This is a genomic window from Bdellovibrio sp. NC01 (assembly GCF_006874625.1).
In the GTDB taxonomy this organism is placed as follows: Bacteria; Bdellovibrionota; Bdellovibrionia; order Bdellovibrionales; family Bdellovibrionaceae; genus Bdellovibrio.
The window spans coordinates 1,813,105-1,827,838 of record NZ_CP030034.1; the positions used below are offsets into that span (position 1 = coordinate 1,813,105).

At 44.8% G+C, this 14,734-nt stretch carries 12 protein-coding genes; 9 read left to right on the forward strand and 3 right to left on the reverse strand.

What is annotated here, in order from left to right:
- Positions 1–85 precede the first annotated feature (85 nt).
- From DOE51_RS08700 to DOE51_RS08725, 6 genes are all read left to right on the forward strand, one after another.
- Positions 86–2,764 carry a zinc-dependent metalloprotease gene (locus DOE51_RS08700; RefSeq protein WP_142696142.1) on the forward strand — a complete coding sequence of 893 codons (2,679 nt, stop codon included), beginning with the start codon at positions 86–88 and terminating at the stop codon, positions 2,762–2,764.
- Positions 2,765–3,003: 239 nt separating this feature from the next.
- Complete coding sequence (locus DOE51_RS08705; RefSeq protein ID WP_142696143.1) at positions 3,004–3,642, forward strand: hypothetical protein; 639 nt, start codon at positions 3,004–3,006, stop codon at positions 3,640–3,642.
- Between the two features lie 49 nt (positions 3,643–3,691).
- Positions 3,692–4,792, forward strand: a complete 1,101-nt coding sequence (locus tag DOE51_RS08710) for a TIGR04552 family protein (protein WP_142696144.1) — start codon at positions 3,692–3,694, stop codon at positions 4,790–4,792.
- Between the two features lie 2 nt (positions 4,793–4,794).
- Entirely contained in the window at positions 4,795–5,532 is a 738-nt protein-coding gene (locus tag DOE51_RS08715; RefSeq protein WP_142696145.1) for a 1-acyl-sn-glycerol-3-phosphate acyltransferase, read from the forward strand.
- Positions 5,533–5,577: 45 nt separating this feature from the next.
- A complete protein-coding gene (locus tag DOE51_RS08720) occupies positions 5,578–5,871 on the forward strand; it encodes a DUF962 domain-containing protein (protein WP_142696146.1) in 294 nt (97 codons plus the stop codon).
- Between the two features lie 40 nt (positions 5,872–5,911).
- A complete protein-coding gene (locus DOE51_RS08725; protein ID WP_142696147.1) occupies positions 5,912–6,694 on the forward strand; it encodes a hypothetical protein in 783 nt (260 codons plus the stop codon).
- A gap of 4 nt (positions 6,695–6,698) precedes the next feature.
- Here DOE51_RS08725 and DOE51_RS08730 read toward each other — a convergent pair whose 3' ends face one another.
- Complete coding sequence (locus DOE51_RS08730; RefSeq protein ID WP_246845513.1) at positions 6,699–8,060, reverse strand: hypothetical protein; 1,362 nt, start codon at positions 8,058–8,060, stop codon at positions 6,699–6,701.
- 150 nt (positions 8,061–8,210) lie between these two features.
- Here DOE51_RS08730 and DOE51_RS08735 point away from each other — a divergent pair, with 150 nt between their 5' ends.
- From DOE51_RS08735 to icmF, 3 genes are read left to right on the forward strand one after another with little or no spacing between them, the layout of a single operon-like run.
- Positions 8,211–9,071, forward strand: coding sequence for a 3-hydroxybutyryl-CoA dehydrogenase (locus DOE51_RS08735; RefSeq protein WP_142696149.1), 861 nt, complete (start codon positions 8,211–8,213; stop codon positions 9,069–9,071).
- Positions 9,072–9,081: 10 nt separating this feature from the next.
- A complete protein-coding gene (locus DOE51_RS08740) occupies positions 9,082–9,879 on the forward strand; it encodes an enoyl-CoA hydratase/isomerase family protein (RefSeq protein WP_142696150.1) in 798 nt (265 codons plus the stop codon).
- Between the two features lie 3 nt (positions 9,880–9,882).
- Positions 9,883–13,122 (forward strand): fused isobutyryl-CoA mutase/GTPase IcmF, encoded by a 3,240-nt coding sequence (icmF, locus tag DOE51_RS08745; RefSeq protein ID WP_142696151.1) that lies wholly within the window; start codon positions 9,883–9,885, stop codon positions 13,120–13,122.
- 140 nt (positions 13,123–13,262) lie between these two features.
- On the opposite strand, the gene DOE51_RS08750 is transcribed toward icmF, so the two are convergent.
- Both DOE51_RS08750 and DOE51_RS08755 read right to left on the reverse strand, forming a co-directional pair.
- Complete coding sequence (locus DOE51_RS08750; RefSeq protein WP_142696152.1) at positions 13,263–13,502, reverse strand: GlsB/YeaQ/YmgE family stress response membrane protein; 240 nt, start codon at positions 13,500–13,502, stop codon at positions 13,263–13,265.
- A 67-nt stretch (positions 13,503–13,569) separates the two neighbouring features.
- Entirely contained in the window at positions 13,570–14,691 is a 1,122-nt protein-coding gene (locus tag DOE51_RS08755; protein WP_142696153.1) for a hypothetical protein, read from the reverse strand.
- Positions 14,692–14,734 lie beyond the last annotated feature (43 nt).

A 14,734-nucleotide genomic window follows, 5' to 3' on the forward strand; every position in this document is an offset into this window, starting at 1 on the left:
TTTGATCTTGGTCAATCTTTGGCATAAATGCATCTGAAAAATCGCGGTAACTCCAATAAGTTGGAGTATCAACGGGAGGGTCTTCGTGGCATTGAGTAAGAACGTATTTGTGATTAGCGCCTTAGCTTCATCATTGATTTTCACGGGCTGTACGAAAGAAACGACAAAAATCATTCAAGAAAAACAAGCTCCTGCAGATGCGACGAAAAGCTTTTCTGCAGCGGATCCTGTTGATTGCACGAAAATTTCCTGCGTAAAAATTCAGAAAAATTCTTTGGGCCGCATCTTCTTGTTGATCGCATCAGGTGTGACAGGTGGATCGACTCCGCAATGGTACGATTTAAAGCCGCAAGTTGTTAAATTTGAACGCGCGGGCGGTCGTATCGGTTTGATCGGCCAAAACTACAACAGCATTTACGAAGAAATTCCTTCAGATAATTTGCTGCAAACTTTCGCGATCGTTGCTGAAGACGATTCCTCAATCACGTTTGACGTGGCTGATGGCTTCAAAAGTTTCGTGGCGCAAAGCCCTTACGACGTCGATTCAGCTCGTGGTTTAAATAACGACCTGACAGAGACTTCGTACTCTGCGATTCCGGTTTCTGATTCGATGGTCAAAGACGTGAAATACGATGCCGAAAACATCGAATTCACTCAGCGTGCAAAAGTGCAAAGTATGACGATCGTTCCGGGTGATGATAAGTCAAAATTAAACACAGAAACACGTGAAGAATCGATCACAATGAACGTGCAAATCCGTCCTCAGGATTTGGACCCTAAGTTCAAAGCTAAAGAGTACGATTCTTCTCGCCGTGTTGGTTTCTTCGTTAATAAACGTTCGAAACAAAAATATAGCAAAGACGTGACGAACATCATTTCTCGTTGGGATTTAAGCCCTGAAAAAGGCCCGGTTCGTATTCGTATTTCTAAATCAGTTCCTGCAGACTATGTTCAAGCGGTGACTGAAGGTGCGTTGTACTGGAACTTGGTTTTCGGTCGTGACGTTGTCAAAGTTGAAACGGGCGTTGATCCTAAAGAGGCGACTCCGCAAAATCGCAGCATCATGATTCGCTGGATTGAATGGTTGGATGCAGGGGCCGCATATGCGATCAGTCAGTCTGATCCGTTGACGGGTGAGATCTTGCGTGCTCAAGTGTTCATGCCTTCTGTATTCACGAAAGTTGGCTCTGCTGATTTAACGGATCTGAATGGTAAGGCTCCCGTGGTTGTAAACGGTGCGGTTGCTTGTGATTTCTCGCAAACAGTAAAAGATCTTGTGAAGTTGTCGCGTGAAGCGTCTGATTCACAGCGTTTGCGTTTGGCTCAAGACAGCGTACGCGCCACCGTGGCGCATGAGTTAGGCCATGCCTTCGGTCTTCGTCATAACTTCGCAGGCTCATTCTCTGCAAAAGTGTCTGTGAAAGACATCAATGAAGCGACTAAAACATACTTGAAAGATCCAAACCACCACGGTCTGGAAACGACGACAAGTATTATGGACTACGTCAGCGGCGTGGATAACATCCTGTCTGCAGCACGTATTAAATATGCGCCGTTGTCTTACGATAAGATGGCGATGGACTGGGCCTATTCAGATGATAACAGCGCTTTGGATGAGTCGATCTCTAAGTACTGCACGGACGACGATATCGCTTTGGCAAACAGCCAAGGTTTAAATATCTATGGCTGTGAACGTTTCGATGCGGGTAACAATCCACTGCAAAGAAAATATCTTGATACAAAAGATGAAAAAGAAAACTTCATCAACGTGTTGTTTGCTTCCATCATTGGTCGTATGTATCCACCTGAAGAGCCGACTGTGGTTAACAATTTAGATCAAGTGATCAAAGACACAGTTAAATGGGGCAAATTAGACGTTTCAGCTTTGGGCTTCGTGAACCAAGTGACATTTGATATGTCGAAAGATGGTCAGCCGGCAGCGGCGTTCGCATCTTTGCAATTCGTTAAAAACGGTAAGATTTTGTATTCTAAATTCGGTCAAGACATCGTGTTTAAACAAACTCGCGCAGCACACTTATCAGCGGCTGGCGGTTATGCTGCGATCTTGAACGGTTTGATCCGTGATGCTGATGGTGCGATCGATACAAGTTGGATGAAAAATCAAATCATCGCCTTGGCTAAGAGTGGTTACCTTCAAAAAGGTAAAACTTTGGGTGGTCGCGATTATGAGCTGACTGACGTTCAGCAACAAAAAATCTTGGCGTTCTTCCAAAGCTTGGCGGACTTGAATAAAAAAGCCCTGGTTGCGGCGGTTTATTCTCTTCTGCCAAAAGTTGAAGAACCAACGGAAATGGACGACGGCACGACGGCTAAGATCAGCGCGATCTTGGCTCCAGGTTTGTTAACTCAAGCGGATGCTGCAAGTCTTGCGAACTTAGCGTTGGATCTGTTGACACAAAATGCAGGGACAACTCAAGCGGCGCTCGGTGAAAACAAAACGGCGGTCGAGCTTCCTGTGCGCTATTTAACAAGCGAAGAACGTGTTGCGATGTTGAAGTTGTTATCGTCACAAGGTTTAAGCTTCTCGCAAGCGTTGAATAAAGCGAATGTTCGTAACGTGATCGTTCAAGGTGTTAACGACGTCCTAAAACAAGTGGGCGTGCAGGATCTGGATACTTTATCAGCAGAGCAAAAACAGGGTTTGACGACAGAGCTGTTGTCTAAAGGCCTGGTCGACTTCAACGGCAAAGCGTGGTTGGATTCAGAGATCGAAGTGCTGAATGGCCTCGATGCAGTGAAGTAATCTCGTCTCAAATTGATACTTTTCAAAAGGAGCAGTTCATAAAGCTGCTCCTTTTTTATTTCTAAATATATAGACGCGGGTGCGGGTGGCGCTTTGACTGAATGTTGATCACTCGCGCACTGAAAACGTCACTCTTCGAGTCACTGTCTCGGGGTGATACGTAAATCCCGTGCCATCTGCAATATACGGTGTCTTTTGTTGGTCTAAGCCTTGCCTTAGTACTTTGACAGGAGGCTACTATGAAACAATCAATCTTCACTAAAATGATCTTCGGCGCAATTATGGCGTTATCTCTTGGGATGACTGCATGTGCGAAGAAAGATGGTAGCTCTGTTCGAGTCGCAGGTCGCGGTGGTGCTGTGAATGCGAATTCGGCTCCTTCAGATTCAGCATCTTGTAACAACTCGGTTGCAGGTACAGGACAATTAAATGCATCTTCAAATGCAGTTCTGGCGCTGGTATCAGCAACGATCTCGCCACAAAGTTTCGGTACAATCTGCCGCACAAACTTTAGCGCGGCTTTAAAATTTGATTCATCAGGTAACATTGTTTCTTCGGGCTCAACAGTATTCATCCAAATCGTGGATAGCTGGGTTGGTCAATCAACGACTGAAGGTAAAACAATCAAACCTTACGAAATTCAATTCTCTAACGCGAGCAGCGGTGTTTACAATCGCAGTTCAGGTGGTTTCCAAGCTGTATTTGCTGACCAATATGGCAGCTTCGCGATCACAGGTACTGTGAGCGGTGCGACGGCATCAGGAACTGTTTTGTTTAACAATAAAGTAGCGGTTGCGGGTTATTCACCAGTTCCAGGTACAAATGACTGGGCAACATTGGGGTCATTCTCGATCCCAACTTCGGCACTAATGAAGTAAAGCGCCGCGTCTTGCAACAGTCTCTATCGAGTTTGAAGATAGGGACTGTATGTCTCAGCGTTTCATATTCGATGCTTCTATTTTGAGTTCAGTTGTTGGTGGTCATTCGGCCATAGATATTCCAAAGCTGAATGTAACGTCTCTTGAAGCCGCTTCGGCATTCTTGCTTTCCTACGGATTTGATATCTCGCAAAAAACAGATCAAGAAAAACTTGCGCACTACCACCGCCGTGCTTTGGTTTTGATGGTGGAAAAATTAGGCTTTAACGAAGCTGAAATTCCAGAACAATTCCGCGATCTGAAAGCGTTGGGTGACATCCGTAATCTTTTGATCTTTGCAAGTTCCAGCGATCCCCAACAAAAAGAGATGCAGCGTTGGGCCTGTGCGATCATTCGCTGCATGCATGTCTTCGTACATGCAGAAAACGACTTGTTCAGTTCTTTTGCTGAAGAGATTCAATCGCAAATCTTAACACCGTTTCAAGATTGCATCGTTTACGACGGCAATACGCACAGAACATTCCTGAAAGATCCCAATTCGGGTTTAGATCCAATTGAGCTTTTGGGTTTTGAAGTGAAGCCTTTTAAAACATCTTCAAGTACGGTGATTAAACTTCTGGCAAAACCGGATGCGTTAGCGATGAAGATCTTTGATAAATTAGGCGTGCGTTTTGTGACTCGCAATTTATTTGATACGTTTCAGGTCGTGCGTTTCTTGATTAAAGAAAACGTGATGAGCTTTCCGCACATCATGCCAGATCAAAGTTCTAACAATTTGTATCCGGTCGAAGTGTTCATGCAGGTGTGCGACGAATTGGCACAGCGCTTGGATACGCTGGATGAAAAAAGCATTCAGGCGGCGTTTGATCAAAAACTGCAAGAGCTTGGCGATCAAGTGAAGTTCTTGCGTAAAGAGAACACGTTCTCTGGTACCGATTATCGTTTTATTAAATTTATCTCTCGTAAATTGATTCATATCAAACCGCATGGTGGAAAAGAGGCGTTTAGTTTCTTCTATCCATTTGAAGTGCAGATCATGGATGAATCAGCCCATCAGCGCATTTTGTCGGGACCGTCCGAACATCAAGCCTATAAAGAGCGCCAGCGTGGTGCTGCAAGAAAACGTCTTTTCCCTGAACCTATGAGCTAATCATGTTTTTAAAATTACTTTCTTATCCACGTTCTCTTTTGGGTGTTATTCTGCTGCCAATTCATACAGCACTTTGTGCAACAGCAATCATCATCGCCAATATCCTTTTTAATAATCGCAAATTGGAAGATCACATCGTCGAGTTTTGGACTCGTAATTGCTGTCGTATGTTCGGCGTGAAGGTTGTGACGAAAGGTTTGGAAAATCGTCCTCCCGGTGGATTTTTGTACGTGTTTAATCACACAAGTTTCTTCGATATTTTTGCCATGAATGGATGGTTGGGTTCTTTCCGTTTCGGGGCAAAAATTGAATTATTCAAAATTCCTGTCTTCGGGGCGGGGATGAGACGCGCGGGCATTTTGCCCATCGCACGTGAACGTCGCGAAGAAGTTTTCAAAGTCTATCAAGCGGCTGAAGCGCGCATTAAAGCGGGTGAACGTTTTGCGTTGGCGCCTGAAGGCACTCGTCAAAAGACAGAAACTTTGGGCAACTTCAAATCCGGTCCTTTTATTTTTGCTATCAATGCAAAAGCGCCGATTGTTCCTGTGATCGTTAAGGGGGCTGCGGCGATTATGCCAAAAGGAAATATCATTCCAAATTGGGGCGTCTGGAGTCGCACAATCACTCTGGAAGTATTGCCGGCGGTAGATGCAACAGCGTATACTATTGAACAGCGACCGCAATTACAGGAACGTGTTCGCCAAATGATGTTGCCGTATTTTAAAGGCGATGATTTTTAGCCTTTGCTTCGGTGAAAGAGTGAACCCCGCGTGGGAGGATTGCCGATGAACACATTTCAAGAGTTCTGGCCTTTTTATTTGTCTGAGCATTCAAATCCTCTAAATCGCCGTCTTCATTTCTGTGGAACTTTGCTGGTGCATCTCATCGTTATCTATTTGTTGATCTCAAGCCAATGGATGCTTGCGTGGGCTTTGCCTATTGTGGGTTATGGTTTTGCCTGGGTGGGCCATTTCATCGTCGAAAAGAACCGTCCTGCGACGTTTAAACATCCGCTATGGAGTTTGATCGGCGATTTTAAAATGTTCTATATGATGCTTGCTGGAAAGCTTTGGAATTAAACATAAATACATTCTGGTAGACGCACTTTAGTATCTGCCTATGGCAGTAGCGTTAATTATTTTATTTGCGGCCTTAGGATTTGCGGTTTCACCGAATAATCCAAATGATCTGCGTGTAGCGCTGAGCAATCCTGTCACACCTATTCAAACTCTTGCACTCACTTTAGATCAAAACGAAAATTACGGTCCTTTCAATCGCACGCAATCCGTTTTGGATATCGAGCCCGTGTTCTTCACGCATCTGAATGAAGCGCATTGGATTCATCGTTTGCGCTTACCAGTTTTGCAACAACCAGAACTTGATCAAAATGCCGATAGTATGGGGATCGGGGATTTTTCCTACAAAGGTTTTTACACTGGTTTGAATTCTGGAAAATGGAAATGGGGCGTGGGCCCATGGATCCTTTTACCGACAGCCAGTAAACGCGCAATGGGCTCTGGCAAGTATTCTGTCGGCCCTGCAGTGGTGTTGCTCTATCAAGATGGACCTTTGAGCTTAGGCGGTATGGTCACGCAAGCCTGGTCGATCGCAGGCGATAGTGAGCGGGATGATGTGAATACCTTAGAGGCTGATCCACTGGTCAGCATGATCGTCGGTGAAAAAACGACGATTGATTTGCTTGATACAATTTATCTGAATTGGGATGCACCAGAGGGCAACAAACTGACCGTGCCCATGGGTGTGAAGGTGCGCCAACTGTTTCGTTCAAAAAAAGAAATGCCGGTTGAAGGCTATGTCGGAGTTTTCGGAAACGTGATTCGGCCTGATAATGCGTCTGATTGGTATTGGACGATCGGTGTGAACATGGTGCTATCGAAATAGCACTTTAGTTTTTAATGACACTCCAAGAAACATTTGAAAGTGAACTGCGCAATTTGATTTTGCTGCCGCCAGTATCAACGTAAATCTGCACTTGTGAATTCGGCAGAGCATCGATTTGTGTCAAACGCAGCAGGCGTGGATTGTGATGAATGGCGCCTTCAATCGCTTGCGCAATTTGATCCCAGCGAATGAAAGGATCAAAGCTTTTGCCTTCATTGACGCTCTTGTAAGAGCCGACAAACCATGTGCCATTGGGATGAATATTGACTGGATAATTTTGTTTTCCAAAGAATGAAATCAAAGTCCACGTTAAGCCATCTTCGGTGCGATACACTCCGTCCGATGATACTAACCCGCGTAAAGAATCCTTGCTTGCAAACGCGATCGAATAGATTTCGCGCTTCATTAATTCGTCAGTGGTGATAGTTGTTGGTGAAGACTTTTGATCTTCAATCAGCAGATTATTTTTCTTCCACCAGACTTCACCATGACCATCCAATTTGCTTATGGCCCACACGTTGGCTTCGGGCTTGATGATTTCAACCTGCGAACGAAGTTGTGGTCCATTATTCACAGCACGAACCACAACGCCGCGATGATTGTTTGTGACAAAGCCAAGAACGTCTTTCAAAGGAACTTTTAATCCTGACTTGCTGACTAAAGAATCACCGTTGCGATGACTGACGGCAATCCAGTTTGTTTTTGCAGAATAAGCAAGGTTTGCAAAATCGGCACGAGAAACAAAGTTGTTGATGTCAGCATAACCGATCTGATTTTCGAATTTAATTTTCAAAAATCCGTTTTCAATCGCAAGCGGTACAATTCGGCGCATACGTGGAATTGTGGTGACAATGCCAGATGGAATTTCGGGTGCTTTGCGCAGGTACGTATCAATGAACGTCACAAACACGCCTGAATCTTCGTGACGTGGCTGCAGAAGGTGAAGTGGCAACCAACCTTCAACCTTGCCGTTTTTTTCTTTCACGCGGGCCCAGTAAGATTCTGTTTCTAAAACCTCTAAAGTCGTTTTCGCTGAAAGAGTTTTCAGAGCTCTGGCATCACGGCGGTTGTCGCTTAAAAGTTCACACGATGACTTAGTATCAACAAAGCGGGCGACCTGAATATCGCGAAGGATTTGGTCGCTCTCTAAGTTGTAGGTTTTTTTGTCCCAGGAAACGTTGAAATTGAATTCGATTTCGCTGTGAAGAAGCTTGCTTTCAAGCTCATTTCGACTCGCCTGGCCAGAGGGAAAAAGACTCTGACGAGAGCGATAGAACGATAAAGCCGAGTTCGCGTCGGTGCCTAAAGCCGCAAAAGCAGACGAGAAAATAAATGGTGTAGAAAACGCGAGCAACATCCGACGCATTTCTTTATTTTGAGGCCTTCGCCGGGGCGCTCTCAAGACCAGAACTTTTGACCTCAGGCCTAAGGTAAGGTACGACTTTGTCGTTTGGTAAAAATCTAACATCTACTCTGGCGCGAAGTCTGAGTGGAGATAAATAACACGGAGAGTCAATTGGACATCAAATTGATCGGCGTCGTAGGCGCAGGACAAATGGGAAATGGTATCGCTCAAGTAGCCGCAAGTTTCGGTTTTAACGTCATCATGATGGACGTGAGTGGCGCGGCTCTAGAAAAAGGGATCGCAACTATTTCTGGAAGCTGTGATCGTATCATCAAAAAAGGTGGCATGACAGATGCTGACAAAGCGGCGTTGTTGGGTCGTATTAAAACAGCTCAAGAAACTGCGGGCTTGAAAGATTGCGATATCGTGATCGAAGCAGCGACAGAAAACATTGATTTGAAATTGAAAATCTTCAAAGACCTTGATGCCAACGTGAAAGCAGACGCTTTGCTTGTTTCAAACACGTCTTCAATCTCTATCACAAAAATCGCGGCTGTGACGAAACGTCCAGAAAAAGTTGCTGGTATGCACTTCATGAATCCAGTTCCTTTGATGAAACTTGTTGAAGGTATCCGCGGGTTGCAAACTTCTGATGAAACTTTCAAAGCGGTTCGCGCTTTGGCAGAAAAAATGGATAAAGTTTTTGTTGAGTCTGTGAAAGACATGCCGGGCTTCATCGTTAATCGCATCTTGATGCCAATGATTAACGAAGCTGTTTACACTCTTCACGAAGGTATTGCTTCCGTTGAATCTATCGACAGTGCGATGAAATTGGGAACAAACCAACCAATGGGTCCATTGACGTTGGCAGACTTCATCGGTTTGGATACATGCCTTGCGATCATGAACGTGCTTCATGATGGTTTGGGTGATTCAAAATACCGCCCATGTCCTCTTCTTGTGAAATACGTTGAAGCGGGTTGGTTGGGTCGTAAGTCAGGTCGTGGTTTCTACGACTACTCTCAGAAATAGGAATTTCTAAATGAATCTAACTTACAAAACTCTTTTGTTAGAGCAAAAACCAAATGGCGTGTGGGTTCTTACGATCAACCGCCCGGAAGCCTTGAATGCCTTGAACTCAACAGTGTTGAGTGAAATGGGTGAAGTGCTTCGTCAGATCGGTGAAATGCCGTATGTTGATGCACGCGCATTGATCATCACGGGTGCCGGTGAAAAGGCTTTCGTTGCGGGCGCTGATATCAAAGAAATTCACGAGCTTGACGAAGAAAAAGCATTCACGTTCGCACAACGTGGTCAGAGCATTTTCCATGAACTGACGTTGTTGAAAATTCCTGTGATCGCGGCTGTGAATGGCTTTGCTTTGGGTGGTGGTTGTGAATTGGCTTTGGGTTGCGATTTTATTTACGCAGCTGAAAACGCAAAGTTCGGTTTGCCTGAAGTCAGTCTGGGTTTGATCCCAGGTTTCGGCGGTACGGTTCGTATGGCGCGTGCTATGGGTCAACGTAAAGCGCGTGAGTTGACGTACACAGGTAACATGATCACAGCGGCTGAAGCTTTGTCTTACGGCCTTGTGAACAAAGTTGTACCAGCTTCTGAATTGATGGCGACAGTGATGAAAACTGTTGAAGCGATTCTTTCGAAAGCTCCGGTTGCAATTGGTTCTGCAAAGTACTCAATCAATCAAGCATGGGATATGGACGTTGATCAAGCTCAGCAAAACGAAGCGAAAATCTTCGCAGAGCTATTCAACACAGAAGACGTTAAAGAAGGCACAGGCGCCTTCATCGAAAAACGTAAAGCGAATTTTAAAGGTCAGTAATTTATGGCGTACACTCCGAAGCATCCCGTAAGAATCGTCACAGCAGCAGCCCTTTTCGACGGGCACGATGCCAGTATCAATATCATGCGCCGTATTTTACAAGATATGGGTGCGGAAGTGATCCACTTGGGTCACAACCGTTCAGTCAGTGATGTGGTAAAAGCGGTTCTTCAAGAAGGCGCACAAGGCGTGTGCATCAGTTCCTATCAAGGCGGTCACATGGAGTACTTCAAGTACATGCGTGATCTTTTGAATGAAGCGGGTGCAGGTTATGTGCAAATCTTCGGCGGTGGCGGCGGAGTGATCGTTCACGATGAAAAACGTGAACTTGAAGCTTACGGTATCGCGCAAATCTTCCATCCAGATGACGGTCGTCGTTTAGGTTTGGAAGGCATGATCGAAATGATCGTGCGCGGTTGCGATTTCGATTTGCTTGAAAAACAAAAACAATTCCAAACAAAGAAAAACATCTTCAAAGGTGACAACGTTCCTTCAGTCGAGTTGGGTGTTGCCCTGACAGCGATTGAAAACGGTCACAAAGATGTGTCTTTGAATTCATTCGGTCTTGAATCGTTCAAAGCCAAAACAGCTCCAATGGTTTTGGGTATCACTGGTACGGGTGGTGCGGGTAAATCTTCTTTGATCGACGAAATGGTTCAGCGTTATTTGAACGCTTATCCTAATAAAAAAATCGCGGTCGTCTGCGTGGACCCGTCTAAACGTAAAACGGGTGGTTCATTGCTAGGGGACCGTATTCGTATGAACTCATTGTCACGTAATCACGTGTACATGCGTTCGGTGGCGTCGCGTGGTTCCGGTCGCGAGATTGCTTCGTCATTGCCAGATATTTTGAAATTCGTGCGCCAATTGGATTTCGATCTGATCATCGCTGAAACGTCTGGTATCGGCCAGGGCAATATGGCGATTACTGAAGTCAGCGATATCTCTATGTACGTCATGACTTCTGATTTCGGTGCGCAATCACAATTGGAAAAAATCGATATGATCGACTTCGCGGATCTGATTGCCGTGAATAAAGCCGATCGTCGTGGCGCCTTGGATGCACTTCGTGATGTAACGAAACAATACAAACGCTCGCGCAAAATCTTTGATGAAAAAGTGCAAGTGCCAGTCTTCTTGACTCAAGCTTCACAGTTTAATGATGGCGGCGTTAATAAATTGTTCTTCCAGTTGGCTGACATTTTGGAAGAAAAACAAAAAGGTCACTGGGTTGTCGATGCTGCTCATAAGGCAAATATTTTGTCTGCGGAAGAGCACGGTATTATCCCAGCCGATCGCCAAAATTATTTGGCAGAGATCGTAACAACAATTCATAAATATAAAAAACGCACGGAAGACTTAGCTGAAGAGGCTTCTAAATTGGGCGGTTTGAATAAACTCGCGCCTTTATTGGGAACTCCGGCAGAACAAGTTAAGAAAGTTCAAGCGCAGCTTGAATCTGAATTCACGGCGGAAGAACTTGATTCGTTGAAAAACTTTGATGGTTTGATTGAACGTTATTCTGGTGATGAGCTTGTGTTCCAAGTTCGTGATAAAGAATTGCGCCAAACATTAACTCGCGAATCTTTAAGCGGTACTAAAATCCGCAGAGTTGTCGTGCCTAAGTTTAAAGACTGGGGCGATCGCTTTAGATATTTGAAACTTGAAAACGTTCCAGGTGAATTCCCGTATACTGCGGGCGTGTTCCCATTGAAACGTGCCGACGAAGATCCAAAACGTATGTTCGCGGGTGAAGGCACTCCAGAACGTACAAATCGTCGTTTCCATTACCTTACAAAAGGCGAAACTGCGCATCGTTTGTCGACAGCCTTCGACTCTGTGACATTGTACGGTCAAGATCCTGATCAACGTCCCGACATATTCGGTAAAGTGGGTGAGTCCGGTGTAAGCATCTGTACTTTGGATGACATGAAGAAACTTTATGCAGGTTTCGATCTGATCAATCCAAATACGTCTGTGAGTATGACAATCAACGGTCCAGCACCGATGATTTTGGCATTCTACTTCAATACCGCGATTGACCAACAAGTTGGTAAAAAAGAAGCAGAACTAGGTCGCAAATTGACTGAACAAGAGTGGACGGATCTTGCGATCTGGACGTTGCAACAAGTGCGCGGCACGGTTCAAGCTGATATCTTGAAAGAAGACCAAGGGCAAAACACTTGTATCTTCTCTATCAACTTCGCATTGAAGATGATGGGCGATATCGCGGAATTCTTTGTTAAACAAAAAATCCGTAACTTCTATTCTGTTTCAATTTCTGGCTACCACATTGCGGAAGCGGGCGCGAATCCGATTTCTCAATTGGCGTTTACTCTTTCGAATGGTTTTACATTCGTTGAGTATTACTTATCGCGTGGTTTGAAAGTCGACGATTTCGCTCCGAACTTGTCGTTCTTCTTCAGTAACGGTCTTGATCCTGAATACTCTGTCTTGGGACGTGTGGCTCGTCGTATCTGGGCGGTTGCGATGCGCGATCTTTACAAAGCCAATGATCGTTCACAAAAATTGAAATACCATATCCAAACTTCAGGTCGTTCATTGCATGCTCAAGAAATTGACTTCAATGATATTCGTACGACGTTGCAGGCTTTGATTGCGTTGTATGACAACTGCAATAGCTTGCACACGAATGCTTACGATGAAGCGATCACGACTCCAACGGAAGAATCAGTTCGTCGTGCGATGGCAATTCAATTAATCATCAACCGTGAATTCGGTATGACGATGAATGAAAATCCAATGCAAGGTTCTTACTTCATGGAAGAGCTGACAGATCTGGTTGAAGAGGCTGTCTTGAACGAATTCAAAAAGATCAACGAACGCGGTGGGGTGTTGGGTGCGATGGAAACTCAATATCAACGTTCAAAAATCCAAGAAGAATCGTTGTATTATGAGCGCCTTAAGCATGATGGCACATTGCCAATCATCGGTGTGAACACGTTTATCGATCCTAAAACAATGGCGGCAGACTACGTTCCACCGAAAATTGAGTTAGCTCGTGCTTCTTATGAAGAAAAAAACCAGCAGCTTGATAATGTTCACAAGTTCCAAGGTGACCATAAATCAGAAGCCGATATCCAATTGAAGAAATTGAAAGATACGGTCTTGAATGGTGGCAACATCTTCGCAGCCTTGATGTCAGCGGCAAGACATTGCAGTCTCTACCAAATGACTCAGGCGCTCTACGAGGTCGGCGGCCAATACCGCAGAAACCTGTAAGCTTTTTTAAAGGGCCAGCTGACTGCGTTGCTTCGTCGTCGGCGTACTGACAGTACGCCTTCCTCCTCGCGCCTTGCATCTGTCCCTTTAAAAGAAGCTTATGACATAATTAGAGAGCGGAGTCGAAAGTTCCGCTTTTTTTATTTTTTGGTGAGTAGGCGTGCGAGAACTAGAACAATGACGGCGCCGAAGACGGAGGCGATGAAGCCTGCGGTTTCGCCTTCTTGGTACCAGCCTAATCCTTGGCCGATGTAAGTTCCGACCAGGGCTCCGATAATACCCAAAATGGTGGTCATAATAATGCCGAGTTTCTGATCGCCGGGCATAACGAATTTAGCAACAACGCCAACGATGAAACCGATCAATAACGTCCAGAGCATAGTGTACCTCCAGACGATATTTTAAAAGAATCTCTAGCAAACGTCTTATTGTGTTTTGGCAGCGAATTTAATTTAAGCGCTTAAAAATCTCTTCGATACGTTGTTCGGCCCAGTCGATTTCAGCCAATGATTTTTCTTTGATCTGTTGTGAGATGTTTCTTGTTGAATCAATACCAGAAAGATTCAATTCAACCTTCGAATACGCGGAATCTCCGTTCAGATCGAAAGCAACTTTGAACGTACCTTCTTTGGTAAATGAAGCAGAAACCAAAGCGCCAGACTCCACCGATTGACGAAGCAGCTTTAATGCAACAACTGATTTTTCAGCAAAGTCTTTTAAGAATTTCTGTTCACGTTGAATGTCAGAAATACGATTTAACTCGACCGCAAGAACATTGCTGCCGGCATCTTTTGCGATTTGTTTAAAGCGCGTGCTTGGATTTTTCAATAAACGCAGTTCGCGCGAATAAGCTTCAAGTTCATCAAGACTTGCGAAGGACTCGTAAAGTTTATCGCTTTTGCCTTCCGCTCTGAATTGAAAGCGGGCGAGAGTATGTTTTCCATCTAAGATTTTTTGAAACTCAAAGGCGTGTTGCATTTCATGACGAATAACATCTGACAAACCCAGATAGCGGAAGGTGATCGCCGTATAGCTAAAAGTGATTGAATTATTAGCCGGAAGAAAATAGCCACCCAAGCTTGGGTTCCATAAATTCATCAATGGATCAAAATTGATTTTGACGCGGTTACCGGTCTTGATCGCAAAGCCATTCAGAAGTTTCGCATTGATATCTAAGGCTTTGTCGACAGTGATCGTATAAACCGAATAAGTTTCTTCGGGCCAGGCTGCTGAAGTTTCTGATTTAGGTACTTTCTTCGGCGTTTTGGTGAAAGCAATGCCTGATGCATTGAAATATTCTTCAGTCACTTTTTCGAGGTTTTTAAGATGCTCGTGAAACTGCTCTTTGCTCATGGGAGCTTTGGCTCTGATGGGTGTGTAGAAATCTTCGTAGGCGTTATGAAAGTTCCGCGCGAGCATGTACATCTCTTGCGGCGATGTCTCATTTTGAGAAAACACCTCAGCGCACATCGGGGCTGCCTGCGCCAATGCAGAAAATGTCATCGTCATGAATAAAAGCGCGACAGCAAAAGCCTGTTTGGAAGCTTTAAAGCAAGTAAGTACATTCATGACTTATAGGTGTTCAAAGGACGTACCGGAGATGTGTTCCCCG